Below are 25,263 nucleotides of genomic sequence, written 5' to 3'. Positions count from 1 at the left end.
CTCAGCTCATTTTCAGGTTAGATAGCTTGGTTTGATAATTAAAAACTTCCAATTGTTTAAGGTGTTGCTAAAAAATATTTTTAGTGGAATATGGGCTTTATGTGTTCAATACGAAATACCCACAGTATTCATTGGAAACTAGTAGTAAGACTTACGCCATACTATAACAACGACTAGCTGAGTTCGAACTTATATCTTACGTGAAATCTGCATGAACAAATAAATAAGAATCTCAGCAAACGTGATTTTGCGATCTCATTGCTCATAATAAACAAGTATTTACCAGTCCCCAAACAGACGGACTCGGAGTTCTGGACAATTGAGAGGCTAGAACACATAAGGCAACTTGCTCAGACAGGGGAACCCCATCAAATCTTCACCAGCAGGAGGAGCAGTCTAAGGATATTGGACAGGGTTGAATTCAGGGTTGCTGAAACCAAGATAACTAGAGAACCCTCAGCTGATACAACCATTTCCTTTAAGGGAATATCCATGACCTCACCCCTCTACCTGGGGGATATGTCCTATGGAGCTCTCAGCGGAACTCCCAACATTGCCATAGCTGAGGCAGCTGACCTCACCGGTACCCTGGCCGGGACCGGAGAGGGAGGGCTTCACCCTGAGGTTGCAAAACACAAGAGAATCTTTGTGCAGTGGGCTTCAGCTAGGTTCGGGGTTGACGTTGATGTTCTTAATGCTGGACTCGGTGTGGTGATAAAGATAGGTCAGGGAGCCAAACCAGGAATTGGAGGACATTTGCCTGGAAGTAAGGTTACGGAGCCCATATCCAAGACCAGGAGAATCCCTGTGGGAATGGATGCAATCTCGCCAGCCCCTCACCACGACATCTACTCCATAGAGGACCTGGGACAGAGGATTGAGGCCCTGAAGGAGTTGACCGGAAAGCCGGTCTTCGTGAAGGTAGCTGCAACCAACTACATACCCTACGTGGTCTCAGGAATCGCTAGAATGAAGGCGGATGGAGTGATAATAGATGGTCACGGCGCGGGCACAGGGGCCACCCCAGCAGTCATAAGGGATAACGTCGGTATACCCATAGAGTTGGCCGTTGCTTCCGCAGATTCGGTTCTAAAGAGGGAAGGACTCAGGGATAACTTCACCATAATCGCTGCGGGGAGGGTTGGTGATGCGACCGACGCAGCCAAGTTGATCGCCCTGGGGGCAGATGTGGTGAGCGTTGGTACCGGGGCCTTGGTCGCCATGGGATGCGTCATGGTCCACAAGTGCCACATAGGGTCCTGTCCCACCGCGCTCACCAACAAAATAGATGGTACCAGAATCATGGAAACCGAGTTTGGAACCAAGATGCTGGTCAACTTCGTGAGGGGATTCTCCCTTGAGCTGGCCAACATCTTGGATAACCTCCACCTGTCCTCCGTCTCGGAACTTAAGGGAAGGAGAGATCTCCTTTATGGCTATGGCCTATCCAGGGATACCCTGGAGATACTTGGAATCCAGGGAGAGGTTGAAGAGCTGAACCCCAAGTTGGGTGAGCTTTGGACGAGAAGGAGGAAGAACGCTCTCCACGATCTCATAAACAAGGGAGAACCATCCCTCACCAGCATGGGCAGTACAGCGCCTCCAGATGTGGAGAAACCAGCGAGGATTCTTGACTGGTTGAGATCCGATGGAGCTCAGGTGACCAGGCCGTCAATAGACCCTTACAGGGAGGACATAGATACCAGCTTCCTGCTTAAGGGAGGTGAACTTTACCTTTCGTTACCAGTAATGTTCGACGTTACCAATTCACCACAGGAGTACATGCAGGCCTTTGCGTGGGCTTCCCTTGCTCTTGGAACACTGGTCTTTTCAGTGGAGGCTGTTCGCCCATTTGAGGAAGTTTCGCTCTCCTCGGACGGAAAGGGAATTGCCACGTGGTCCACAAAACCGGCTCTGGGTAACTACTTTGTTCCCGAGGACCTCGAGGAGATGGAGGAGCTGGCAAACGAGGGAGAGGTTCCAGGTTTCATTCTGGACGAAGACGTCATGGGAGAAGATATAGAGCTAGTGATATCCGATGCAGACCTCAGGCTAAAGGAGGCTGGGGTAAGGAACAGGTATGACCTGATAGCCAAGTCCTCTAGGCTCAGGGACTCATCCGACGTGTTCAAGCTGGTTGCCCTAGGTGCAGATTCCGTGATAATGCCCTATAGCGTCCTGGAGGTGGCCATAGGAGAGGGGAGTAAGGGAAATCTGAAGGAGAGGGCGTTCAACCTGATCTCAGGGATCAGGAAGGAGATAGCATTGCTCGCCGGATCAGCGGGAATTTACAGCATTCAGTCCAGTTTAACGGGCAACAGGGAGCTCCTGAGGGCCGTGAACCTGAACTCATACGTTGCCAGGAGAATAAGGGTCAGGCAGGCTGGTTCCCTATGATATCCCCATCAGGTTGCGGAGTCTTCGGAGTTCTGAGGAAGCCACACGCCCCCAAAATAAGCGGAGATTCCGTGGTGAGATCCATAGATGCAGTGAGTTACAGGGGTAGCGATAAGGGGGCAGGGTTCGCAGTTTTCAACCTTGAGGAGGGTAACTACTACTACTTGAAGGCGTTCTTCTTGGAGGATCCAGGGAAGATGAGAAGAGTGATGGAAAGTCAGGGACTCCAGGTTATAGAGGAGAACATAGAGGCTGAGGACAGGGGAGTGTGCAGTTGCAATTACAAGGTTTCCATTGGAAACATTGCCCAGTTGAGGAAGGCTGTGAGGAACCTCAACGAGATGCTCTGGCCAGAGAGGAAGGGAAGGATATACAGCATGGGCAAATCCCTTCAGGTATTCAAGGGAGTTGGCTACCCCAAGGACATTGCCAAGATATATGACGTGAACAAGTACCAGGGGGACATGTGGCTGGCCCACACCAGACAGCCCACGAACTCACCGGGAAGTTATCCCTACTGGTCCCATCCTTTCTCATCCTTTGATGTTGCCATCGTTCACAATGGCGACGTCAGCTCCTTCGGGGCAAATCTGGAGTTCCTGCAGTCTAGGGGATGGGGCGGTTTCGTGGGTACGGACAGCGAGGTCATGGCATTCCTCTTCGAGGAGTTGATCAGCGAGGGTCTAACAGTGGAGGAGGTCGCCAACATTCTGGTCAATCCCTCCAGGAGGACTAGTGCCATATCTCCACATCACGATTACCTGTACAGGAACGCAAGGCTAGATGGACCATTCACGGCGGTGATTGGATACGACTCCGGAGATGACCTGTACTTAATTGGGCTGGCTGACAGATCCAAGTTCAGGCCCGTTCTCATTGGCGAGGATGATCACTACTACTACATCGCCAGCGAGGAAAGCCAGATAAGGCTCATGAGTCGCGAGGCAAAGGTGTGGACCCTTAACCCCGGGTCATACTTCATTGCCTCCCTCAAGAGGGGAATACTTAGTCACGGTAGGGATGTGGAGGAGATAAGGAATTTCTCGCCATCCCCGACCTTCATGGTTCCAGATTATGACGTAGATGCGAGCAGGATAGGATACAAGGACTTGGACAAGGAAATTCTTAGGACGGGAAAAAGGGAAGTTAAAGTGGTCAACGTTCTGGGGCACAGGTTCATTGGTATAAAATTCCCCAGGGGAGGACTGAGGGTGAGGCTGTACGGAGTTGTGGGAAACGCGATGGCCAATCTCAACGAGAATAACGAGTTTTACGTTTACGGTAATGTGGCGGATGACTGCTGTGATACCATGCATGGGGGAAAGGTGGTGATTACCGGGGATGCTAGGGACGTTCTTGCGCAAACTCTTCAGGGAGGGAAGGTATTTGTGGGAGGAAATGCAGGGAACAGGGTAGGCATACAGATGCGTGAATATGCCAACAAGAGACCTTACCTGGTGATAGGTGGTAGGGTGGACGACTATCTTGGGGAGTATATGGCAGGGGGAGTGATCATGGTTCTCGGCATGAGAGAGAAGGGCGAGAAAACAGGGAACTTTGTGGGGACAGGCATGGTTGGAGGAAGGATTTATGTCCGCGGAAAGGTTGACCCTGCGAGGATTGGGATGCAACCCAACAGACTGGAGGTAATGAGGCTTCTTAAGGCTCTGGCCATGGAGGGTTACGTTCACGATATAGACTACAGCATGTCATACATTGACGTCATGAAGAAGCTTGATGGTGAGGCGAAGAAGTATGCTAAGAGACTTTTCGAGGAAAAGGTGGGGATTCCCACGTACGAGTATAGGGAGTTGACTGACGCAGAATTCAGGGAGCTGGAACCAGTTATCAGGGAATATGACCAAGACCTTGGAACTAAGGCCCTTGAACTTCTGAACGAGAAATTCACCGTCATATATCCATCCAAGGAGAAATAGAATGAGGCAGGTGCGTAGAAAAGCATAAATATTATACTTCTCTTTACCTTTTTGCGAAGGGCCTGACACTGCTATACAGCAGGGTGTGAGGGCTCAATATCCAGTCTGTGCGGCCGTAGTCTAGCCTGGTTAGGACGCTGGCCTTCCAAGCCAGAAGTCCCGGGTTCAAATCCCGGCGGTCGCACTTCTCCGTGTATGGGGAATACGCTCACGCCTCCATTTTCTTTTAATCTCTCGTATGGTTCCACGATCTTATCTAAGGGATCAACGTAACACACCTTCATCTCAACGTTCACAATCCCTTGTTTGTAAACGTAATACGAAGTTTTAATTGGTCGAAAGATTATATCCCGTATTTATATCACATCTTTTCTTTCCTCAATCCAGGCTGAGTATTTATGTTAACATATTTTAATTTTTAATTATAAGGAATGCTAATCCGTCAAAAATTACCTGACATGAAGGTATATTGATAGAAGAGGGTAACTTTCCACGTCAGCTGGATATTCCTCTTTTTCCATCTCGTTCACTCCATATTGCGGTAAGAAGGCCATGGATCAAGACGCACTTCTCGACCATATTTGCAAAAAGCACTTTATCTGCCTGAGTTAGGGTGAAGGACGTGAGGCTCAACCTCAACAGGATTATGTGGATCCTGTTCTACGCAGGCAATATCTACGACGTCATAGTGTCCTGGATAGGCTGGCATAATAACTCCATAATAGAGTCAAACCTGGTGGTGGGAATATTGTGGGGCCTGAACAATAGCTATCTCTCACCACTTCAGGAACTTGAAATAGTCATAGCCATGAAACTCTTCCTGTTCACGATATTCATGTGGGCCATGAAGCTGGCTGAGGTGTTGCATGCGGGAAAGTACGCGTGGATCATCCTGGTGGCTCCCACGATACTGACCATGGTCATAGTGGCGTGGGACACGCAACTCCTTTTGGGCCTTTTATAAAATCTCTATTTTTCTGCCCCTTCAATGAAGTCAAAATACGCGTTAGGCCTATTGGCCCTATCCTTAGCTCTTTTTGTTTTGCCCTCAGGGGCATTAACCGCTATCCTTATCCAACTTTGGTAATGGAACTGCGATGGCACAGTTCTTCGTGGTCTACAGTAACGGAGCTACATAGTCTAAGACCCTCTATATCCCATGGTCCTCTGCTATCCCTACGCAAATGCCTACTCCACTTTCAGTATCGTGGAATCACCTCAGTCTACGCAAGGTGGCTATTATTATCCCTTACCTCAAGGGAGGCATGATAACCTACAGCTTTTACTACACTAGTACTTTGTGGAAGTTTTTATCCATTGTTTTCTACCTCTATTTCATCTAAATCCAGATATTGGACCACATCAAGATTAAACTGATCGTGATGTTCCTCGAAGAACCTCCTCACCTCCTCCCTTGCCTCTTCCACGTTGTTGAAGAACCTGTTCGCAAGGTGGAACTTCAGGTCCTTGAAGATCCTCTCCACAGGGTTTAGCTCTGGCGAGTACTTTGGGGTGAAAACGGGTCTCACTCCCCTTCTCCTGAACAGGTCCAGGATAGCCCCCGTCTTGTGGGAGGAGTGGTTGTCAAGGACGAGGTACTTGGTCTCCCTGCCCCACTTCCTCTCCATCCTGTAAACGAAGCTCTTCATGTTCTTGCTGGAGAGGGAGTTGTAGAGGGCGTACAGCACCTTCCTTGAAATGGCGTCAAGGGCGAGGAAGACGTAGAAGTGCTGGAAGCCCAGGTTCACCCTGATCCTGGGCCTGGAACCCCTCCTGGCGAGGCACCTCCTCACCGTGGTGCCCACCACCACCCTTGTCTCATCGAAGAACGCTATCCTGCGTCCCATCAGTTCCTTCACTTTTTTTAAAATCGCGGTGCTTCTCCACCTCGGCCCTGGCGTTCACCGGCCTGGGCGTCACGAAACCGTACCCCAGCTGGTGCACTACCCTGTAAAGGTGATACCTATTGTAAACTATCCCCCTCTTCCTCAGCTCAGCGTTCAGCGCCCTCATGGTCCACCCCTCCAGGTTGTATCCCAGCTCCCTGGGACTTGTCTCCAGCACCTTCTTCACCTCCTCGCTGGAGTACTTCCTGGGCCTACCCGACCTTGGCCTATCCCTCAACGCTCCGACCCCTCCCCTCTTGTACTTCGCGACCCACTTCTTCACCGTTGAGTACGAAACCCCGAGGACCTCGGCCACCCTGTACTCCCTGAACCCGTCCACGAGGTACATCTTCACCCCCAGTATTCTCTGCCTTATTCTAGCATTCTTTTCCTCCCTGTAAGCCTTCTCTAATTCCTCCACATTCTATATTAGTAATACCAAGATAAAAACTTTACCTAAGTACTAACGTCTTCCGGTAACCAGTATGTGGGCCCAGGAACTACCCTATACGCCGACGTGCTTTCCCTCAGTGCCTCCAATTACTATAATCCGGTTTCAGTTCAACTGGTGAACGGCTGGCAAGCTACTGGAGGATGGGACTACCTGTTCCAGTTCAACTATCCCTATGCTCCAGAGATACCCACAAACCCTGAGGCACTATAGGCCAAAGTTTTTTTATTTTATCTATATTCTATATATATACCATGATGGTGAATAGTACAAACTCCACGCTTAACATCACGGTGCAAGTTAGACCTACGCCTCTAATTTTTCTCAATTACACGGCTAATCCCATACCGTGGTATGTCAGCGATGGCTCCATTTTCGGGCCTACCCCATATTGTTGTGTATTTAAGGAGTCTTTAACGTGAAATACACAACAAACCAAGCTAGGCCCCCATTTCTTCCTAATAGGGGCCATAATAGCCTATGTGGGCACTCTCTACTTCCTCTTCCCCAGTGTCAGAATGGCCTTCAGGTCCGTGATAAGGATATTCCGCAGGTAAGCCATTGGGCCATTTATAAAATCCCTTCTCGGCCCTCTTGAGGTAATGCTTCATGAACCTATAACTATCGTCGAAGAGTTTTCTATCAGTTCCCATTTCACTTTCTCTAAAAATTCCCTAACGTTTCCCCAACTTATAGCCGTCGAAAACTGTTTTCGTTAAAGCGTGAAGTTTAAATACTTTGTCTACAAATCACAATATGATGCTAAGACCCAAAGAAGTATGCCAGAGACTAGGAATCTCATACAGAACACTACAAGAATACGTGAAAAAAGGATACATAAAACCAGAAAGACTACCATCAGGAAAAATGAGATTCCGTGAAGAAGACGTCGAAAGACTAGCAGGAATAATACGAAAGAAGAAAATAGTACTCTACGCTAGAGTATCATCAAACACCCAAAAAGATGACTTAGTGAACCAAGTGAACTACTTAAAGGAAAAAGTACCAGAACACGACATCGTAATAACAGACATAGGATCTGGGCTGAATATGAAAAGAAAAGGGTTCCAAAGACTCTTGAAGATGATACTAAACAACGAAGTTAGCAAAATAGTGATAGCTTATCCAGACAGACTAGTAAGATTTGGGTTAGAAATAATAGAGTATGTAAAGCACATGGTTGTGAAATAGTGGTGCTCGAAAAAGAAGACAAAACACCAGAACAAGAACTAATTGAAGACCTAATTAGCATCTTAGTCTCATTCTCTGGAAAGTTATACGGAATGAGGAGTCATAAGTATGAAAAGGTGAAGAAATGTGTTGAAGAACTTAAGAATTAAAACATTCTATCCAGAGAAAGAATACATACATTTAACGTATGCGATAAGAAATGAGGAGGAGAGAAGCAAAGAACTAATTCGTGCATACGTGAACTTACTAAACAAAGGAATAAAGTACGTTAGTACTTTGTGGAAGTTTTTATCCATTGTTTTCTACCTCTATTTCATCTAAATCCAGATATTGGACCACATCAAGATTAAACTGATCGTGATGTTCCTCGAAGAACCTCCTCACCTCCTCCCTTGCCTCTTCCACGTTGTTGAAGAACCTGTTCGCAAGGTGGAACTTCAGGTCCTTGAAGATCCTCTCCACAGGGTTTAGCTCTGGCGAGTACTTTGGGGTGAAAACGGGTCTCACTCCCCTTCTCCTGAACAGGTCCAGGATAGCCCCCGTCTTGTGGGAGGAGTGGTTGTCAAGGACGAGGTACTTGGTCTCCCTGCCCCACTTCCTCTCCATCCTGTAAACGAAGCTCTTCATGTTCTTGCTGGAGAGGGAGTTGTAGAGGGCGTACAGCACCTTCCTTGAAATGGCGTCAAGGGCGAGGAAGACGTAGAAGTGCTGGAAGCCCAGGTTCACCCTGATCCTGGGCCTGGAACCCCTCCTGGCGAGGCACCTCCTCACCGTGGTGCCCACCACCACCCTTGTCTCATCGAAGAACGCTATCCTGCGTCCCATCAGTTCCTTCACTTTTTTTAAAATCGCGGTGCTTCTCCACCTCGGCCCTGGCGTTCACCGGCCTGGGCGTCACGAAACCGTACCCCAGCTGGTGCACTACCCTGTAAAGGTGATACCTATTGTAAACTATCCCCCTCTTCCTCAGCTCAGCGTTCAGCGCCCTCATGGTCCACCCCTCCAGGTTGTATCCCAGCTCCCTGGGACTTGTCTCCAGCACCTTCTTCACCTCCTCGCTGGAGTACTTCCTGGGCCTACCCGACCTTGGCCTATCCCTCAACGCTCCGACCCCTCCCCTCTTGTACTTCGCGACCCACTTCTTCACCGTTGAGTACGAAACCCCGAGGACCTCGGCCACCCTGTACTCCCTGAACCCGTCCACGAGGTACATCTTCACCCCCAGTATTCTCTGCCTTATTCTAGCATTCTTTTCCTCCCTGTAAGCCTTCTCTAATTCCTCCACATTCTATATTAGTAATACCAAGATAAAAACTTTACCTAAGTACTAGTGTTCAGCAAAGTTAACGTGAAGAATGGAAGAGTCGAGCTACCAAAAAAGAAGGAAATATACAGGGAGTTGAGAGAATACCTAATGAAAGAGAATGCGCAAGGATTAGCAAAACACTACGTTGACCAAGCAATACATGATGTCTACTCTATCCTTGACTCCTGGAGAAGGAGATTTGAGAAGGGGAGAAGCAAGTTCAAACCACCGCTTGTGAGGAAGGGTTACGTGAGGGTGAAAACCACGTTGAGGAAAGTCCTCGGGAAGAGCGTGAGGATAACCGTGAAACCACGCGAGTATATCACGTATTCCTGGGACGGAAGCTGGTTCTCTGAAAGAGTTGAGGAAATGGAGTTAACAGAACCGGTGATCAAGGAGGATAAAGTGTATCTGGTGTTTAGAAAAGAATTACCAACAACCACGCCACCTGAAACTGTTGCATTTGATTCTAATCTCTTTTCACTCGACGGTTACGATGGCGAGAAGTTTATCACGATCTCTCTGAAGCAACTTTACTCCTTGAAGTACGTCATGCAAATGAAGAGGGCTAAGATTCAGTCAATTGCCTCTAAGAAGTTGAAGGGTGGTAGGAGACTGTTGATGAAGTACTCTCATCGCGAGAGGAATAGGGTTTAATGATTTGATTAACAAGCTGGCTAACTTCATCCTCGAGTTGTATAATAATCATGTTTTAGTCTTCGAAAAGTTAAATAAGCAAGGTATGTTTGGTAATGCTAGTGAGTCTTTATCCAAAAAGTTATCTAGGACTGTTTGGAGGAAGTTAGTTAACACGTTGAAATACAAAGCTTCTCTATACGGTTGTAAAGTGGTGGAAGTGAACCCGCACCTCACATCCAGGTCTTGCCCCAGATGTGGATGGGTTTCCCGAACGGTTGGCAAGACCTTCAGGTGCGGGAGGTGCGGGTTCACCCTTGATAGGCAATTCAATGCTTCATTAAACATTATGAAGAGGTTCTTATCTAAATTCAACCTCAAGATGTGGGGGTTTCCTCACCGTAAGGTGAGTGGGGTTATCCCCCTAATGGGAGTGAGAAGGATGAACGGTTCAATCCGCGACTTCGGTGAACTCCAAGGGTCGAGAATTGAATACAAAATACATGAAATTCAATGAGACCCAAACCCCCATGTTCACTAGGTGTGTGTATCTTGATAGTATCCAGATAGTCTATCTCACCCTTCTGATGGTTATCTCTGCGTGATCCCCTACCACATCTCCCTTAAACAGATACCGAGGAGCGTTCTTGAGGAGCTGATGCGTACAAAGTATTCTGTCCTGATCTGCAATAAGTGAGAGAACGTCCCCCGGTTTCATAGCGACCAGTACCTTAGATATTTCAACCATGAATTCGTCGCAGGATTTTCCCCTTAAATCTAACGAGAAGGTCTGTGGCATAGGAACCTTATCTTAGAGTCCTTTTTAAATGTTGATAAATATCGTAAAGTGAGCTACCCCGCCCTGAACGGTACTCCCCAAAATCACCCCCTTAAAAATAAATCAAAATAAATAAAAAGCGGTTCTATACTTTTAATCAATCGTGATAAGAACTTATTTTGTATTTCATCTATAAAAAGCAAATGAAGGAGAAGCTTGAAGTCAGTCCTCTTAACTTCCCCCTTGAGGAACAAGAACAGCGAGTAAAGGAACGTGGCCAAAACGAAGACGAGAAGGCGGAAGACCCAGCTCCTGGAACAGGTGAAGGGGAGGAAGCCCTTCACCTCCCTGTAGGAAGTCTCGATGGGGTTCCTGATCCTGTCGTAAAGCCTCAAGACCTTGTCCTTGGGCAGGTCGAGGTTGGTCGCCCTGGCGAAGTACTCGACGTGGGACCTCCTTCTAGTCACTTCACGACCGTGGACGATCAACCTGAAGCTGACTTGATCAGTCCTCTTGCTCGCGGTGGTGTAAGGGCCGTCATACTCCTCGTAAACCTTGACGTCGCCCACCGGGACGCCCACAATGTACCTAAACTGGGAGAGGAACTTTATGACCTCTACTGTGTAGAAGCCTGCGTCCAGCGCTATTATCCCAATCTTAAATCCCAGGGAGAGGACCTGCTCCACGAGGATTTTCACCACTTCGTCCTTGCTCATCCCGTTGTAGCGCGTGAAGGCTAGGATTACGGTTTTGCCGTTGTAATCCGTAGTAGCTGTGGCGTAGTTCCACTGGTATCCCTTATCCCCGCTTCCCAGCCCCTCCACCCTCTCTCCCCAGTACTTCACCCCCGTCCAGTCTACGCTCACGTCCACCTCCTCCACCCCCTTCAACACCTCCCTCGCCACTTCCTGTACCTCCTGGAGCAGGCGGTCCGCTACTTCTATCCCCTGTTCCTCCACGTAGTTCCTCACGGTCTGTGGGGATATATCGTAGCTTCTCGACCTGTTCTCCACCGAGTCTCTCCACAGGCAGGCCGAGACCAACGTCTTCGCTACCTCTTCCTTCCTTGAAGTTTAGCGAGGAAAGGGTTATATATCCTAGCTTCTGGATGTTTACGTTGTGGGAGAGTAGGGTGATCATGGGTAATATCACCATCCTAGTATTACCCACTCTCCCACAAATTTCTTTCTCCAGCAGAGTTCAGTTTGTTTCATGAGTTTTAATTCACATCCTCTCCTCCAGTCTAAAATAAAGCTCTAGTGATTTTTTCATAAACTGAATTTGGGGAGTACCGTGAGGGGTGAGGTCTTCCACCCCCTTAACCCCCAAAGAGTTAAAATACGCAACAAATTGGACTATAGCTGGAGGATGATCGTCCCAGATAGTTAGACTTCTAAACCTAGAAACTCTTATAAATATCTTTTCGTAACTTTTGTATGCCCCTGTCAATAGTGATTCCTGCTTATAATGAGGAGAGAAGAATTGAAAGAACCCTTTCTACCCTTGTTTCCATGTTCAGGGGCGAACAGATTTTAGTCGTCTTTGATGGAAACGACAGGACCCCGGAGATAGTGAAGAACTTTCCAGTGGAACTGATCGTGAGCTCCAGGAGGCTGGGAAAGGGAGGGGCCTTAAGGGAGGGTTTACTTCATAGCAGGGGGGAATATGTGGTCTTTCTGGACGCAGACCTCCCTGTGGGAACTCACGACCTTGAAAAGGTTATCAATCTGTCCAGAAATGTAGACCTCGTCGTTACCACCAGGATCTTCCGCAACCTTCCCACAAATCGCAGTTTCCTGCACAGGGCCTTTGTAAACGTCACTAAGGCCTTCTTCCCCTCCCTCCTGAAAGTGAGGGACTTCCAGTCAGGACTTAAGGTGGCTAGAAGGGAGAAGCTCCTCCAAGTTAAGGATGAACTCATCATGAACGATTGGCTCTTCGACGTGAATCTCATCTACTCCTTCATGCGAAGGGGCTACACAGTGAGTGAGGTTGAAGTGGAGTGGGACCACGAGGATCAGGGAAGCAAGATCTCCAGGAAAGTGATGAGGGTCTCCCTGATGATGTTCCTCTCCCTAGTGAAGTTGAGGACCTACTATTCCCCCTTCAGAGGGATCTTGGGAACTGGGGTGTACAGGTGGGCAGAATCCAGGATAATCAACGCGTTAAGATGAAGTGAGTTAGATCAGTCCATGAAATACTTTTCAGGGAACTAGATCTAGGATCAAGGTAGTTAACACAGATGACACTATATCCTGGATAAAAGACTAAAGACACTAATTTCTAAGACTGGTTCTAAGACTGGTTGGAATTACAACAGACGAAGAAAATCGTTGGGTCTCTTCCTTACCAGCAGGATTAAGCGTCATAGGTAATCCAACGTTCCCTTAGAGTAGAGGGAACATCCCCTTACGGACATGGCTTCCAGCTTCATCGACCAGCCAGATCCACTTACCCTAGGTCTCCCTCCTACTATTGCCAGTTAGGTTGAAGGCCATAAGAGACGTTTACGTTCCAGTTTTCCTTATGTAGGGTTACCCATCTTCACTCACGGGCTTAGTCTTCATCCTCCCCTCAACCCCATCAGAGATAAATTATTCAAGCCTAGTCTGGTTTGATGTGTATTTCACGTTAAAGTATCCTTAAATACACAACAATATGGGGTAGCCCCAACTATTCTCAAATGCGTCATGTCAAATTCCCTAGGCCCATACTATACCAAAATAGCGACATCTTCCCCTCTCCATCATTTCAATCCTGTCAGAAAAACCTAATATACTGATATAAGAACCTTTATTTTCTAAAGGTTAATCTAATATAGTTCAAAATTATACTTAATAAATAATGGTAGCAGAATATATAGATTCGGAACTTAAAAGAGTGGAGGACTACGCCCTGAGGAGGGTTAAGGGCATACCCAACAACAGGAGACTATGGGTTTTGACGTGCATGGATGAAAGGGTTCATATAGAACAGGCTCTTGGAATACAGCCCGATGACGCCCATATATTCAGGAACGCCGGTGGGGTTGTTACAGACGACGCCATAAGATCCGTTTCATTAACCACCAACTTCTTCGGTACTAAGGAAGTCATTGTGGTTACCCATACCGACTGCGGGATGTTGCGATTTACCGGGGAAGAGGTCGCGAAGTACTTCGTGAGTAAGGGGATAAAGGTCAACGAGCTTCAGGTTGATCCACTGTTCCCAGAATTTAGAATTTCAAGTGAGAAGGACCTCGTGAAGTGGCTCAAATTCTATGCGGATCTGGGTCTAAACTCCCCTGACGAGCTGGCCGTCAAGAACGTGGAGGTGTTGAGAAATCATCCCCTGATACCCAGGGACGTGAAAATTTCCGGATATGTGTATGAGGTGGAGACCCACAGGCTGAGAAGGCCCTTCCAGAGGATCTATGAAGAAACGTCTAAGATGGTGCACGGTACCGTGGTGAAGGAGTAGGGTTCAGAGGTTCACGTCCGCAAGATATCTCACAGTTTTTTCACAATTGCACCTATTATTAACTATTTCAGTCCTGCAATTGGCGCACTTCTCCACTATTTTCTCCTGCAAATTAATTAAAGTGATTACACTCTTCATCAACTCGTTCCACGCACTCTCAACCTCCTTTAACCCAAGTTTCATGTAAACCTCACCTATACTTTCGTCCCCCAATAACCTGATTGCCTGAAAAGCACAGGTGAACGCATACCTTTGCCAATCCTTCCTGTTGTTAATTGACGCGTCTCTAATCTTATCCACGCAAGCTATCCATAGTGTCTTGGCCTGCTGGAGTGGCCTATGGTATACTCGGATACTTTTTATTTCATCAATGATTTTATATTTTATACTTTTAATTATGGTTATGTCCTCATTTTCAGAGGCATAGGATCTCGATGATACAGTCAACATGAGCATTCCCAATACCTTCAGGAGAACCCTCAGTTCGTCCTGCAACGAAAGAATGGAAAGGATGGCCTCCGCGTTACTGTTCTTCAAGATCCTTTTTACATAGGACTCATATGGCAGAAAATCCCCCTCGTAAAGAAACCATTTGTACAACTCATCCACTCTCTTGATGTAATCCTCCCTGATCACGTTCCTTAATTTGTCCTCTATGATCTGTTTTACCAGCTTTGACGGTGAGGTATTGAGGTATTCAGCGAAATCTACCAACAGCGTGTATTTGGATGGACTTAACCACGTTGAGACAGTGGGCATACATATAATTATACGTGATATTTTAAAAACATGTTAACTTTAGCTGGGAGCTACTCTATCCTGAACGACAGACCAAGGTACACCATATAAAAATTTCACACGAAATGTGAGGGGACGGGTGATTCACGTCTTCATTGCGAATTGTAATTAGTTAATCTATGTGGGGTGGTCAAAACCAATCTATCATTTTTCAGTAATACTTTAAGGGGAACATGATGTCATGCCACGGGTAAGCTAACCGTATTCTACGACCTAGACAACTCCACTCAATTAATCATTCATTGGCTAATAAGAAATGAAGGAACTAGAATTCAATTCGCAATGGAGACCTGAATGCCCCAATGCTCCACACACCGCCAGATGCTCCACACATTTCCTGTTATCTTAAGATGATATTAACCTAGCTTATTGTTTTACGTTTTACATTATGGGTCTTGAATCTACAAAACTGGCTTAGCCTCTCTGTTGCTGTGGTGTCGGAGCAGCCACGACTTTGATAAAACTCCTTCCATTAGAATTCTCAATTATTTTATGTGGAGATACAGAGAGTTGAAAGGTTATCCTTGTCACGTGATATACCGACAGGACCAAGTCTTGAAGCTTCTGATCGTCCTCAAGTCTCATTATCTTCAATCCTAGTTCCTCCAGTTTTGCCCTCGGTACAGGATTTCCGTGAGACTTCAGCGCATTGTGATCGGCGAGATAGGTAACTATTCTCTCCGCCTTTTTCTCCCCGTCTTGCTCTCCTTGGAACATGTAACTGGTTAACCATCTCTTCCCCACTTCCTTTGTGAGTTCGAGGGCGTTTTTGGCCTCTTCCAGTATTCCCGGGGGATACTGTTGTAACTTCGTTGCCCATACTAGGAGATTATTTTTATCCTTTTTCACCTCATCCTTTGCCCTCTCAAACTCTTCAAGCAGGGACTGTGCAGATATGGAGATCTGTGTGTTCAGGAGTGGGATGATGAACTGCGGATCTATTGGACCCAAATTGCTTTGTCTCCCCATGATCACGACGTCCCCTGAAAGGGCAATCATGGTTGCTGCCGACATCGCTGCATCTGGTACAATAACTCTAATGCTTTTGAATTTATCCCTGAGATATTCTACTATACTTTTGGCAGCTTCAGTAAGACCCCCTGGACTATGAAGTATTAGATCCAGCTGATCTCCCTTAATCCCGTAAACTGTCTCCATAAATCCCTCCTTATCTCCCCACAATACCTGGGTTTCAACCGGATTAACTATGGGGTAATCCATCCAACGGGTCGCGTAAAGTATGGTCGGTCTTCCAGTATACTTTGAAAGTTCCCTTAGATAATCTCGCCTGATCTTATCCACTATTGATGTATCTTGTTTTACCTGGGATAAAATGATTTGAAGTACCTCTCCCCAGGCGGGCATCCCTTACACCACTAACATGGTTTAAAAAGGAGGAATTGATGACGTGGAGGGGATAGTTCTCGCGTTTCCATTGATGAAAATGGAGTAAAACTGCATTACCTCGCTCATACTCTCGTTGTATTCATTAAGTAGCTCTATCAATTCCGTGAGTTCCCTCACGGTTATACTACTCTCACCCGTCTCTTCCATTAACTTTCCCGCTTCTGACTTTTTCTCCAAATAAGCCATGAGTTACATTACCACATAGAATAATAAAGTCTTATCTTTTTTGGGAAGATAGGGTAGAAGACCCCATCGCGAGGTGGGGACGGACCTTACAGGAAAGTGTGTAGAATTATTTAATCCTTTTCCAAGGTGCAAGCTTGATACAACTAATTAATTTTATGCTTCTTAGTCAAATAAGCCGAATTTTATGCATTCCGGACACTCTCAAGAGGAACTTGTACTTTCCATCCCCTCGTTATTTCAAAGTCCCATAGCCTGTCCGCAGGAAGCAGGCCATACTTGGTCCCCGAGTAGTAGGAATCCCTCTGCAGGTAGTCAAGTCTGTCTATGTCCAGATCCTTTGAGTTTACGATGAGGCTAGCAAGGCTCGCCAGCTCAGAAGCCTCGCCTCCTTGATAAACGTCCTTCATGAGATTGGCCACATCACCCTCCCCTCAGAATCTTCATCCCCATGTACTCGTGAAGCTTGGCAGTATGTTTTCCAGTGCCCTCCCCCGTGACCTTTCTAAGTATTTCCCCGTACAATTCCCTGTTTAAAAATTTCAGCACGTCAAAGGAGTACTCAAAGGTGTGAGAAAAAGGGAGATGTCCAATATCGTGATAGAGCGCCAGTTTCCCCACAAGGTTAACTTCCTCTCTCCCTATGTCAACCCTTTCCAGTTTCTCCCTGATTTTCTCGAACTGATAGTAGGTTCCAAGACTGTGTTCGAATCTGCTGTGCCTCATTGAGGGAAACACAAGGTAGGCCATTCCGTTCTGAACTATGTAACGCAATCTCTGAAAGTAGGGGAGGAGATGGGCTTCTCGTCAACGGTTATCAGACCGTAAATGGGATCCCTAATGCGCTTAACTTTGCCTGTCTTTAATGGGGAATCGCTGGACATTGTTAGTTATTCGGTATTTTCATTTTAAAATAATGCTTAACGGTAATATGAGATGTGTCGAGAGGTCTTTCCTGAGCTATGAGAACAGATTTGTCCGGAGATTCGAAACTCACCTAGTTCTGTGCCGATGAGGCACTGGCGGAGGGTTTAGTTTGGGGGATGGAAAAAAGGCTCTCCACGCAAATGCGGTCACGAACCAAACAGTGTCTCATAAATCTCATTTTTGTTTAATTCTTGACTGGAGTTCAAAGTATCGTCATGTTGGCATATTTTAAGTTTCAATGAATTCGATGCGAAGTCACAACGCCATAAAACTAATTTATGCAAGTTTGACGACACTATGACTGGAGTTCATCAATGTCGGTTCCCCACTCCCTCTAGCTCCCATTAGGATCTCCGCTTACCCGTGAGTGAGGAAAAACCCTACTTGAGGTTAAACTTATCCAAGAGGGTCCCCAATAATGTGTGCGAAGGAGCCTCTAACGTTAAATACTCAATAGTGTTTCACGGATTTTAACGCGGTGAGATATTCTTCATGAAAGTTCGTGCCGAAATGAAAATCGTTCATGGATCAACGACGCTACAGACCTTAAAAGGAAAATATAATTGCGAGACTATTGGGACAGAACTGAAAGACTTTTAGATAAAATGAGCTTGAAGGTATTTTCAGGAAAGTATTAACTCAACAACAAACTAGGCCGAAGTGTTCCATCCTGCAATATTCATCATACGAAGTCGCAATCCGCAAAATCTTTCAATCTCTCCCAATCCCTATCAGCCGTGATCACTCTTAACCCGCGCTCTTTGGCCATACTCGCCAGTATGGCATCCCCCACATCAACATCCCTCTCCTTAGAAATTTCAAGGCCCTTGAGAAAGTCATGTATTGAAGGTGAAACGAGCTGGTTCCCTGCCATGGCTACCCTTTCCAGTACAATCCTTGCAGCTTCAATATATCCGTTGGCCCTCTCCTTTTTATTGAGTTTCCTTTGTTCGATAAATTTTTCTCTAATAAATACTAAATATTCAAATAAAGCTACAGTGGAAAATACTGGATTGTAATTTCTTTGAGAGAGAAAAGTAAATATATCCTTACTCTTGTTAATAATGAGATTTGTATCAACGATAACATTGGTACTCAATGAACTGCACCCTGAAGGTATTTAGTTAACAGACCAAGTTGCGCCTCCAGATGTCTTACGAATTCTTCTTTGGAAAACCCGTTACCGCATAAGGGAATCATCTCCCTTTTATTCTCGTCATTAAGGATATTGTACACGAAAATAACGTACTCTACCCTGTTCATATCCTCGCATCTAACGCGGAGTAATATCCCTTCTTCCCTTATCTCCTCCCTGTAGTCTATACCAATTCCTGCAAGCACGTCTTCAACTTGAAAGTCCCTCTTTGTGGGAAAAACTATGGCCTTCAGGTCAGAGTCCCTAACGTATCTTAACCATTCCGCAAAGGGCACATAAAACGCTGGCTCTCCCTCCCTGTCCACATCTACTTTCTCCACCGTTAACCTGTAACTCATGACGTAAAAGAACCTTTCAAACAGCAGGTTAGCCAATTCAGTATCCTCCACGATCAGCTTCATGGCGATTTCAGGCAGACTGAGCCAGAAAAGTATAGCCTCCCACAACTTGAGCCCCATTTCCAACCTTTCCCCCTGTGAGAGATCAGGTTCGGGAGACACTGTCCCCTGTACAGGTACAGGCGAAGTTGATACCGGGATAGCTTCCCGCTCCACCTGATATATAGCGGGTAGCGAGGTACCATACTTAGTACCGTAACCTGTGAGCGGAGATGACGTGACGCAAGAGGCTATCATCTTTGCCATTATCATCTTTGCCATTATTTATCACTCCTCACAAATTCTTCTATCTTACCAAGAATTTCGTTAAATCTTTCAACCTTTTTATCCCTATAGATGACCTGGACCAACGTTTTTGTAGAGTCCAACGGGTAGGGAGAAATCCTGACATCCAGCACATAGTCCAAGGCTCTTAAGTCTCCGCCTTCCTTGAAGTCCACAAAGATGTACCCAATCCTGGACTTAAAGGGAACTTCAGCGGTTCTCTTCAATTCGTAATCAATTGTATATGTGGCATTAATCTCAACAGAAAAGGGAATATCCACCACGTTTCCAATCCCATATAATTTAGATATTGCTGAGTTAATTTTATCCAAATCGGTGTTATTTAAGGTAGTTTGGAGTATGGTTTTTTCCTTGTTAGAAAGTCTAGCATTAAAAATTGTAATCAAGAGGCCTTCATAGCTCAGGACGGAATATGAAAGAATGGGTATTGAACTAGGTGATATGGTAGGTAAGGAAAGTTCCACGTTGTCTATCGCAAGAATCTTCATTACCTTATCCTTTGTGAGCACCCTGTCAAACTGCAAGGAAACAATAACACTCTCAAAATTCATGTGGTGATATATGTTGGGAGGCATTTTAAATGGTGCATAAAAATTCCTCATCCTTTTCAAACTGGGATAGGTTTCCTTGAGGGGTATAGTGGTGAGAGGTGGAGCGATAGGCGAGTAGGATGGGTCTCATTGAATTTCGTCTTTGTTCAACTCTCGAGCCCTAAGTTGATTGATGTTGCGGGTTTCCCCACATTGGGATGACCCTCTTAGAACCTAGGCCGGTTTGCTGTGCATTTCACGTTGAAGACTCCTTAAACAGCATGGGGTATCCACGGGAGGGGAAATCGGGCGTCTGAAGGGTGAGCTACTCAGCACTCACGGACGGAGCATCCCCGCCTCATGATGGGGCTTCCACCCCTCAACCAGAGTTGAAATTCAAGATTTAAAGGACCCTCAACGTCGTTAAATTTGCATAAATTCGTCCTATGGCATTGTGAGTTTGTACTGAACTCCTTGAACCTTAAAAATGCTAACATGACGGCATTATGAACGGACTCAGGAATTACCACGCGTAAAATAATGGACAATATTTGCCTTAATGGAAAATTTTTATATAAGGAAGACGATCATCTACATCCTTAACAGTGAAAATGGTGAAATAATGATCCAAGGGAAAAATAAAAGCGTGAGTTATGACGTCCCATCTGTAACTCGCGCCCAGCACGCCGTTGAAAACTGTTTCCGTTAGAGCGTGAAGTTTAAATACTTTGTATACAAATCAAATACAATGCTGAGGCCCAAGGAAGTTTGCCAGAGACTGGGAATCTCCTACAGAACGCTGCAGGAATACGTGAAAAAAGGGTACATAAAACCAGAGAGATTGCCATCTGGGAAAATGAGATTCCGTGAAGAAGATGTTGAGAGATTGGCAGGAATAATAAGGAAAAAGAAAGTGGTACTTTACGCTAGGGTGTCATCAGACGCACACAATGACCTGGTGAATCAAGTGAACTACTTGAAGGAAAGGGTTCCGGAACACGACATCATTATCACTGATATGGGATCTGGATTGAACATGAGGAGAAAAGGGTTCCAGAAACTACTTAGAATGATACTAAACAACGAGGTAAACAAGGTTGTCGTGGCTTATCCAGATAGATTGGTGAGATTCGGGTTCGAGATACTTGAGGAGGTGTGCAGGGCACACGGTTGCGAGATAACAGTCCTCGAAAAAGAGGATCCAGAACAGGAACTAATTGAAGACTTGATCAGTATCCTAGTCTCGTTCTCTGGCAGAACGAGAGGTCATGAGCGTGAAAAGGTGAAGAAATGTGTTGAGGAACTTAAGAATTGAAACCTTTACGCCAGAAAAAGAATACATACATTTAACGTATGCGATAAGAAATGAGGAGGAGAGAAGCAAAGAGTTAATTCGTGCATACGTGAACTTACTAAACAAAGGAATAAAGTACGTGTTCAGCAAAGTTAACGTGAAGAATGGAAGAGTAGAGTTACCAAAAAAGAAGGAAATATACAGGGAGTTGAGAGAATACTTAATGACCCAAAACGCCCAAGGACTGGCAAAACACTACGTTGACCAGGCAATTCACGACGTGTACTCTATCCTAGAGTCGTGGAGGAGGAGATTTGAGAAGGGGAGAAGTAAGTTCAAACCACCGCTTGTGAGGAAGGGTTACGTGAGGGTGAAAACCACGTTGAGGAAGATCATTGGTAGAAGTGTTAGGATAACCGTGAAACCACACGAATACATCAGATACTCATGGGATAGAAGATGGTTCTCTAAGAGGGTTGAGGGAATGGAGTTAACAGAACCGGTGATCAAGGAGGATAAAGTGTACCTGGTGTTCAGAAAAGAATTGTCAATGACGACTCCCCTCGATGCTGTTTCATTCGATTCCAATCTCTTCTCACTCGACGGTTACGATGGCGAGAAGTTTATCACGATCTCTATGAAGCAACTTTACTCCTTGAAGTATGTCATGCAAATCAAGAGGGCTAAGGTACAATCAATTGCCTCTAGAAAGTTGAAGGGTGGCAAGAGACTGATGGAGAGGTACTCTCATCGCGAGAGGAATAGGGTTAACGATTTGGTTCACAAGCTGGCTAACTTCATTCTTGAGCTATACAATAATCATGTTCTGGTCTTCGAGAGGTTGAATAAGCAAGGTATGTTCGATGACGCCAGCGAATCTTTATCACGCAAGCTTTCAAGGACTGTCTGGAGGAAACTGGTTGTCGTGTTGAAGTATAAGGCTCCCCTATACGGTTGTAGAGTGGTGGAGGTGAACCCGCACCTCACATCCAGGTCTTGCCCCAGATGTGGATGGGTTTCCCGAACGGTTGGCAGGACCTTCAGGTGCGGGAGGTGTGGGTTCGCAATTGATAGGCAGTTCAACGCGTCACTTAACATCATGAGGAGGTTTCTGAACAGGTTTAACCTCAGGATGTGGGGGTTTCCTCACCGTGAGGTGAGTGGGGTTATCCCCCTAATGGGAGTGAGAAGGATGAGCGGTTCAATCCGCGACTTCGGTGAACTCCAAGGGTCGAGAATTGAATACAAAGTACATGAAATTCAATGAGACCCAAACCCCTATTTCATACAGGAATCTGATCAAGAACACAATGAGGAAAATCTTCGTGAAACTATTGAGAAGTCGTTCAAGAGGGTTGTGAAGTTTATAAAGGAACGGGGTTACGTCTACGTAAGGTATAACATAGAGAGACGTAGGGCGCTGATTAAGTTCGGCAAAAATCCGGGAGATACCACGTTAGGTGCGCTGGCCATTGAGAACATCGCCTTCAAGGACGGAAAATGGTTGGGAGATTTCCGGGTTTATGAATATACTGTGGAGGATTTCACGGTAGAGGATCTAGTTCAGTTGTCGAACCTGGTCTTCACGGAGAGGGTAAGCAGGGCCATGTCGCGAGGTTACTTGAGGATAAACGGAAGGGTTGTGAAGGGGTATGGAATCAAGCCCATCAATGAGGAGCTGGAAAGCTTGCTGAGAAAGATGTTTTCAGAGGTTTATGGGTCCAATCAAGTAATTAGTGGTTGAAGATGATAGTATGCGATTCCAGCATCATCTCAAACGGGACGGGCGTACTGTTTCGTTACATAAGTGATCAGGAGCTAAGCTTCATCAAGAGTAAAGGTTATGTTGAGTCAAAAAATAAGTCCAAATACGGCGGAACTTACTGGACGCTCCTGTTTACCAATGATCCGCTCTGTGCGCAGAATCTCCTGGAAATAGATCCTCCCGACTACCGGGTAGCTTCGTTTCCGGTGAAATGTATACCTAGGAATGTGATGAAGGAGCTAAGCAGGGAAGATAAGGAGCTGGATGAGAAGATAAAAGGGTTTTTGACGGGGGTCAAGGACGCTGACATACCGACACCAGCCTTTGAGTCAAGTTCCCGGGTGTCCACTTTCACCTCTTTCGTTTTCCTTTTGGACGCACCTATTCCTCATACCTCGGTCTACGACCTGAGGAAAGGGGAACTGGTGTAGGTTATTTGGGGATTGCGCCACTTCCATGAAAACTGATTCGTTAGTACTTCGTGAAAGTTTTTACCCAGTCTCTGAACGGTGCCCATGCCAGAGGATAAAAAAATTAATCAAAAACTACTAGCGCGTCAGACCGCGCCTCACCTTCCACCCTTCAAATAGCTCACGTAACCCTCAAAGTTACCCAGATCAAACACTTCCCTGCTCAGGACAGCCTTGAACTTCACCCCTCCCTGGACCAGCCTTCTGATACCGTCTGTTAACTGAAGCTCATCCAAGTACTTCACCTCCCTCAAGGCATGAAATATACTCCTGTCGAGAGAGTGTCCGGATTGAGAAAAATTCAGCAAGAAATTATCTGCAGATGATAGAATTTTAGCAGAACTATGGCGTAATACTTAAGTCGGGGAGAACGGACATCATACCATGGACAACGCCACAATCCAACGACCACAATACGTGGTGATGTCCGTTCCCCCACTGGAAGATATGCCCTCCAGAAAAATCCTTTTCCTCCTCATGCCCGTGGTGGAGATGGTGAGGGAGAGGGTCGAGGGGAGGTTACCGGGTGGGTTCACCTTCAAGCTGCTGATAGTGATGATCGTTTTCACGTGTTCGTTAAGGGACGCGGTGAACCTTGTGAACACGGACGTGGTGGTCAGGCTCTTCGTTGGTGAACGAGTGGGGAAGACAACCCTGTTCGACTTCCTTGAGAGGTTCGCAAGGGAGAGGAAGGGTCTGCTCAGGGAGATCGCGAGGGATCTGGAGGGGAGGTGCAGGACCATGTACCTACCGTCTAGCGCGCTCTACGAGGGGAGTGGCTGGTGGACTCGTTCCTGCTGGACCTCCCTCCCGGGAAGACTGGAGACCATGATGGAGAAGTACAGGCTTGACGCTGTTCACCTGGGAGTGGCGGAAAGGTTGAAGGCGTTCGTGAAGGCCAGGCTAAGGACAAGGAGGAGGTTCCAGGGAAGGTGGACCAAGAAGTGGACCAGGTCGTACTTTGGGCTCAAGGTTTTCCCGCTCATCTCACCCTCTTCGTCCACCTTGAGGTTGAGTTCGCCAACTTCTCGGACGCGAGGTGCTGTCCAGGAAGGGGCTTAAGCTCGTGAACAGGGGTTTCAGGGAATGCAGTACCTTCGTCCACCCCCGCGGTCCCTGGAAATATCTTCGTCCCTACGTGGAGCACTTCGGGATCTTCCTTAAGCAGCACTGGAGGCCCTACGCTGAGAGCAGGGCCAGGAACGAGGCCTTCATCTACATGATAGCCATCACGTACAACATGGTCCACTTCCTCTCGATCCAGAGGAGGACTCCTCCTCACCTGCGTGCTGTACAGCTACCCTGACGTCCTGGGACGTGAAGGGTCAGGGTGAAGTGTTGATGATGCATTAAAATTTACTCTTAGATATAAACTGTATAGAATTATTTAATCCTTCTCCAAGGTGTGAGCTTGATATGACTGGTTAATATTATGCATAATAGTCAAATAAGCCGAATTTTGTGCATTCCGGACACTCTCACGAGGGAGTTGAAGGACTCCACCAGGTTGTAGAGAGGAGGCGCTGAAGTTCTTGAGGAAGGGAGAGGAAGGAGAGGAGACCGCGTTCCACCAGTTCCCTGACCCTGTCGGGGAACTGGAGCAGGCCAGACACGAGGAGGTCGACCTCCTCCCTTTCGTCGCGGTCCAGGCGCCTCTTGACGTGGTTGAGGCAGAGCCTACGTTTATACCCGAGAGCTCAAGTAAGTCCACTGACCATGTCAGCAACCAACGAGAAGTTGAACTTCCTCCACACCCTGGCCAGAAGCCAGTAGCCCCGTCCTCCCTGGCCAGGACGAAATCCAGCGCCTCCTACCCTCGGGCGTGACTCCTGTCAAGATGACTCCCCCCAGATTCACCCACTTCCCGTCAATCACCACTGGGAAGTCTCCCTCAACCTCAAGCTCAGGGGGCCAGAGCCTTGCGTTCATCTTCCCTCCCAGCAGTAGAACGTGAGTTCCTGAGCACAGCTTCCTACTCCCTCAGCAACTGCCTCTCAACCCCAGTCCTC

31 protein-coding genes, 1 tRNA gene and 4 pseudogenes are annotated in these 25,263 nt (G+C 46.7%); 17 read left to right on the top strand and 19 right to left on the bottom strand.

The genetic code is table 11. The annotated features are described in order from the left end of the window. Nucleotides 1–258 precede the first annotated feature (258 nt). From QVC96_RS00595 to QVC96_RS00585, 3 genes are all read left to right on the top strand, one after another. Entirely contained in the window at nt 259–2,397 is a 2,139-nt protein-coding gene (locus QVC96_RS00595) for an FMN-binding glutamate synthase family protein (protein WP_287689660.1), read from the top strand. Further along, nucleotides 2,394–4,334: a class II glutamine amidotransferase gene (locus QVC96_RS00590; protein WP_238027089.1), complete on the top strand. Its 1,941-nt coding sequence runs from the start codon at nt 2,394–2,396 to the stop codon at nt 4,332–4,334. Before QVC96_RS00595 ends, QVC96_RS00590 begins: the two co-directional genes overlap by 4 nt. A 109-nt stretch (nt 4,335–4,443) precedes the next feature. After that, nucleotides 4,444–4,518: transfer RNA gene (locus QVC96_RS00585), tRNA-Gly, on the top strand. On the opposite strand, the pseudogene QVC96_RS13855 reads toward QVC96_RS00585, so the two are convergent. Next, a pseudogene (locus QVC96_RS13855) lies at nt 4,499–4,678 on the bottom strand (putative integrase); the annotation flags it as partial. The gene QVC96_RS00585 and the pseudogene QVC96_RS13855 overlap by 20 nt on opposite strands. A 175-nt stretch (nt 4,679–4,853) precedes the next feature. Here QVC96_RS13855 and QVC96_RS13850 point away from each other — a divergent pair. Next, on the top strand, nt 4,854–4,946 hold the full coding sequence (locus QVC96_RS13850) for a hypothetical protein (protein ID WP_425598004.1): 93 nt from the start codon (nt 4,854–4,856) through the stop codon (nt 4,944–4,946). A gap of 10 nt (nt 4,947–4,956) precedes the next feature. Then, the gene (locus tag QVC96_RS00580; protein ID WP_287689659.1) at nt 4,957–5,298 is read left to right on the top strand and encodes a hypothetical protein; all 342 of its coding nucleotides are present in this window, start codon (nt 4,957–4,959) and stop codon (nt 5,296–5,298) included. A gap of 346 nt (nt 5,299–5,644) precedes the next feature. Here QVC96_RS00580 and QVC96_RS00575 read toward each other — a convergent pair whose 3' ends face one another. Continuing rightward, nucleotides 5,645–6,181 (bottom strand): IS630 family transposase, encoded by a 537-nt coding sequence (locus QVC96_RS00575; RefSeq protein WP_287688805.1) that lies wholly within the window; start codon nt 6,179–6,181, stop codon nt 5,645–5,647. Beyond that, nucleotides 6,153–6,641 (bottom strand): helix-turn-helix domain-containing protein, encoded by a 489-nt coding sequence (locus tag QVC96_RS00570; protein WP_238027283.1) that lies wholly within the window; start codon nt 6,639–6,641, stop codon nt 6,153–6,155. Before QVC96_RS00570 ends, QVC96_RS00575 begins: the two co-directional genes overlap by 29 nt. A 66-nt stretch (nt 6,642–6,707) precedes the next feature. Between QVC96_RS00570 and QVC96_RS00565 the strand changes: the two genes are divergently transcribed. Continuing rightward, the gene (locus QVC96_RS00565) at nt 6,708–6,884 is read left to right on the top strand and encodes a hypothetical protein (protein WP_287689658.1); all 177 of its coding nucleotides are present in this window, start codon (nt 6,708–6,710) and stop codon (nt 6,882–6,884) included. A 245-nt stretch (nt 6,885–7,129) separates the two neighbouring features. Here the strand turns inward: QVC96_RS00565 and QVC96_RS00560 are convergent, their stop codons facing one another. Continuing rightward, the gene (locus QVC96_RS00560) at nt 7,130–7,324 is read right to left on the bottom strand and encodes a hypothetical protein (RefSeq protein ID WP_287689657.1); all 195 of its coding nucleotides are present in this window, start codon (nt 7,322–7,324) and stop codon (nt 7,130–7,132) included. A gap of 106 nt (nt 7,325–7,430) precedes the next feature. On the opposite strand from QVC96_RS00560, the pseudogene QVC96_RS00555 reads away from it, so the two are divergent. Together QVC96_RS00555 and QVC96_RS00550 are read left to right on the top strand one after the other, a co-directional pair. Further along, nucleotides 7,431–8,011 (top strand): annotated as a pseudogene (locus QVC96_RS00555) (IS607 family transposase). Next, nucleotides 7,989–8,183, top strand: coding sequence for a hypothetical protein (locus tag QVC96_RS00550; RefSeq protein WP_287689656.1), 195 nt, complete (start codon nt 7,989–7,991; stop codon nt 8,181–8,183). The pseudogene QVC96_RS00555 and the gene QVC96_RS00550 overlap by 23 nt, the downstream one beginning before the upstream one ends. Here the strand turns inward: QVC96_RS00550 and QVC96_RS00545 are convergent. Together QVC96_RS00545 and QVC96_RS00540 are read right to left on the bottom strand one after the other, a co-directional pair. After that, nucleotides 8,151–8,687, bottom strand: coding sequence for an IS630 family transposase (locus QVC96_RS00545; RefSeq protein WP_287688805.1), 537 nt, complete (start codon nt 8,685–8,687; stop codon nt 8,151–8,153). The two genes, QVC96_RS00550 and QVC96_RS00545, sit on opposite strands and share 33 nt — an antisense overlap. Next, nucleotides 8,659–9,147 (bottom strand): helix-turn-helix domain-containing protein, encoded by a 489-nt coding sequence (locus QVC96_RS00540; protein WP_238027283.1) that lies wholly within the window; start codon nt 9,145–9,147, stop codon nt 8,659–8,661. The genes QVC96_RS00545 and QVC96_RS00540 overlap by 29 nt, the downstream gene beginning before the upstream one ends. 54 nt (nt 9,148–9,201) lie before the next feature. Here QVC96_RS00540 and QVC96_RS00535 point away from each other — a divergent pair. After that, nucleotides 9,202–10,321 (top strand): annotated as a pseudogene (locus QVC96_RS00535) (RNA-guided endonuclease InsQ/TnpB family protein); the annotation flags it as partial. 54 nt (nt 10,322–10,375) lie between these two features. Here the strand turns inward: QVC96_RS00535 and QVC96_RS00530 are convergent. Together QVC96_RS00530 and QVC96_RS00525 are read right to left on the bottom strand one after the other, a co-directional pair. Next, a complete protein-coding gene (locus QVC96_RS00530) occupies nt 10,376–10,603 on the bottom strand; it encodes a sulfurtransferase TusA family protein (protein WP_287689655.1) in 228 nt (75 codons plus the stop codon). Nucleotides 10,604–10,686: 83 nt separating this feature from the next. Beyond that, nucleotides 10,687–11,722, bottom strand: a pseudogene (locus tag QVC96_RS00525) (ISH3 family transposase). Nucleotides 11,723–12,018: 296 nt separating this feature from the next. Between QVC96_RS00525 and QVC96_RS00520 the strand changes: the two are divergent. Next, complete coding sequence (locus QVC96_RS00520) at nt 12,019–12,756, top strand: glycosyltransferase (protein ID WP_287689654.1); 738 nt, start codon at nt 12,019–12,021, stop codon at nt 12,754–12,756. A 670-nt stretch (nt 12,757–13,426) separates the two neighbouring features. After that, a complete protein-coding gene (locus tag QVC96_RS00515) occupies nt 13,427–14,041 on the top strand; it encodes a beta-class carbonic anhydrase (protein WP_287689653.1) in 615 nt (204 codons plus the stop codon). A 3-nt stretch (nt 14,042–14,044) separates the two neighbouring features. Here the strand turns inward: QVC96_RS00515 and QVC96_RS00510 are convergent, their stop codons facing one another. The 8 genes from QVC96_RS00510 to QVC96_RS00475 all read right to left on the bottom strand — a co-directional run bounded on the left by QVC96_RS00510 (nt 14,045) and on the right by QVC96_RS00475 (nt 19,806). After that, nucleotides 14,045–14,800 carry a hypothetical protein gene (locus QVC96_RS00510; protein ID WP_287689652.1) on the bottom strand — a complete coding sequence of 252 codons (756 nt, stop codon included), beginning with the start codon at nt 14,798–14,800 and terminating at the stop codon, nt 14,045–14,047. Nucleotides 14,801–15,253: 453 nt separating this feature from the next. After that, a complete protein-coding gene (locus QVC96_RS00505; RefSeq protein WP_287689651.1) occupies nt 15,254–16,204 on the bottom strand; it encodes an SDH family Clp fold serine proteinase in 951 nt (316 codons plus the stop codon). A gap of 21 nt (nt 16,205–16,225) precedes the next feature. Beyond that, nucleotides 16,226–16,432: a hypothetical protein gene (locus QVC96_RS00500; RefSeq protein WP_287689650.1), complete on the bottom strand. Its 207-nt coding sequence runs from the start codon at nt 16,430–16,432 to the stop codon at nt 16,226–16,228. A 182-nt stretch (nt 16,433–16,614) separates the two neighbouring features. After that, entirely contained in the window at nt 16,615–16,851 is a 237-nt protein-coding gene (locus tag QVC96_RS00495; RefSeq protein ID WP_287689649.1) for a hypothetical protein, read from the bottom strand. Nucleotide 16,852: 1 nt separating this feature from the next. Next, complete coding sequence (locus tag QVC96_RS00490; protein ID WP_287689648.1) at nt 16,853–17,203, bottom strand: HD domain-containing protein; 351 nt, start codon at nt 17,201–17,203, stop codon at nt 16,853–16,855. 835 nt (nt 17,204–18,038) lie between these two features. Further along, nucleotides 18,039–18,455 (bottom strand): type II toxin-antitoxin system VapC family toxin, encoded by a 417-nt coding sequence (locus QVC96_RS00485; protein ID WP_238027316.1) that lies wholly within the window; start codon nt 18,453–18,455, stop codon nt 18,039–18,041. Then, nucleotides 18,452–19,171, bottom strand: a complete 720-nt coding sequence (locus tag QVC96_RS00480; RefSeq protein ID WP_287689647.1) for a hypothetical protein — start codon at nt 19,169–19,171, stop codon at nt 18,452–18,454. Before QVC96_RS00480 ends, QVC96_RS00485 begins: the two co-directional genes overlap by 4 nt. Continuing rightward, nucleotides 19,171–19,806, bottom strand: a complete 636-nt coding sequence (locus QVC96_RS00475; RefSeq protein WP_287689646.1) for a hypothetical protein — start codon at nt 19,804–19,806, stop codon at nt 19,171–19,173. The genes QVC96_RS00480 and QVC96_RS00475 overlap by 1 nt, the downstream gene beginning before the upstream one ends. A 667-nt stretch (nt 19,807–20,473) precedes the next feature. On the opposite strand from QVC96_RS00475, the gene QVC96_RS00470 reads away from it, so the two are divergent. The 4 genes from QVC96_RS00470 (at nt 20,474) to QVC96_RS00455 (ending at nt 23,215) form a co-directional block, all read left to right on the top strand. After that, nucleotides 20,474–21,040, top strand: a complete 567-nt coding sequence (locus tag QVC96_RS00470) for an IS607 family transposase (RefSeq protein ID WP_287689645.1) — start codon at nt 20,474–20,476, stop codon at nt 21,038–21,040. Beyond that, nucleotides 21,018–22,286, top strand: a complete 1,269-nt coding sequence (locus QVC96_RS00465; protein WP_287689644.1) for an RNA-guided endonuclease InsQ/TnpB family protein — start codon at nt 21,018–21,020, stop codon at nt 22,284–22,286. The genes QVC96_RS00470 and QVC96_RS00465 overlap by 23 nt, the downstream gene beginning before the upstream one ends. Before the next feature lie 90 nt (nt 22,287–22,376). Continuing rightward, on the top strand, nt 22,377–22,763 hold the full coding sequence (locus tag QVC96_RS00460) for a hypothetical protein (protein WP_287689643.1): 387 nt from the start codon (nt 22,377–22,379) through the stop codon (nt 22,761–22,763). 2 nt (nt 22,764–22,765) lie between these two features. Beyond that, a complete protein-coding gene (locus QVC96_RS00455) occupies nt 22,766–23,215 on the top strand; it encodes a hypothetical protein (RefSeq protein ID WP_287689642.1) in 450 nt (149 codons plus the stop codon). 137 nt (nt 23,216–23,352) lie between these two features. Here QVC96_RS00455 and QVC96_RS00450 read toward each other — a convergent pair whose 3' ends face one another. Beyond that, on the bottom strand, nt 23,353–23,490 hold the full coding sequence (locus QVC96_RS00450; protein ID WP_287689641.1) for a hypothetical protein: 138 nt from the start codon (nt 23,488–23,490) through the stop codon (nt 23,353–23,355). Between the two features lie 148 nt (nt 23,491–23,638). On the opposite strand from QVC96_RS00450, the gene QVC96_RS00445 reads away from it, so the two are divergent. Together QVC96_RS00445 and QVC96_RS00440 are read left to right on the top strand one after the other, a co-directional pair. Further along, on the top strand, nt 23,639–24,316 hold the full coding sequence (locus tag QVC96_RS00445; protein WP_287689640.1) for a hypothetical protein: 678 nt from the start codon (nt 23,639–23,641) through the stop codon (nt 24,314–24,316). After that, entirely contained in the window at nt 24,294–24,560 is a 267-nt protein-coding gene (locus QVC96_RS00440) for a hypothetical protein (RefSeq protein ID WP_287689639.1), read from the top strand. Before QVC96_RS00445 ends, QVC96_RS00440 begins: the two co-directional genes overlap by 23 nt. A gap of 172 nt (nt 24,561–24,732) precedes the next feature. On the opposite strand, the gene QVC96_RS00435 is transcribed toward QVC96_RS00440, so the two are convergent. Both QVC96_RS00435 and QVC96_RS00430 read right to left on the bottom strand, forming a co-directional pair. Next, a complete protein-coding gene (locus tag QVC96_RS00435) occupies nt 24,733–24,867 on the bottom strand; it encodes a hypothetical protein (protein ID WP_287689638.1) in 135 nt (44 codons plus the stop codon). 106 nt (nt 24,868–24,973) lie between these two features. Next, nucleotides 24,974–25,183: a hypothetical protein gene (locus tag QVC96_RS00430; protein ID WP_287689637.1), complete on the bottom strand. Its 210-nt coding sequence runs from the start codon at nt 25,181–25,183 to the stop codon at nt 24,974–24,976. Nucleotides 25,184–25,263: the final 80 nt, after the last annotated feature.

Origin of the sequence: Metallosphaera javensis (ex Sakai et al. 2022), from assembly GCA_021654415.1 — an archaeon.
GTDB lineage: Archaea > Thermoproteota > Thermoprotei_A > Sulfolobales > Sulfolobaceae > Metallosphaera > Metallosphaera javensis.
This window is presented reverse-complemented; position numbering and strand designations above follow the sequence as displayed.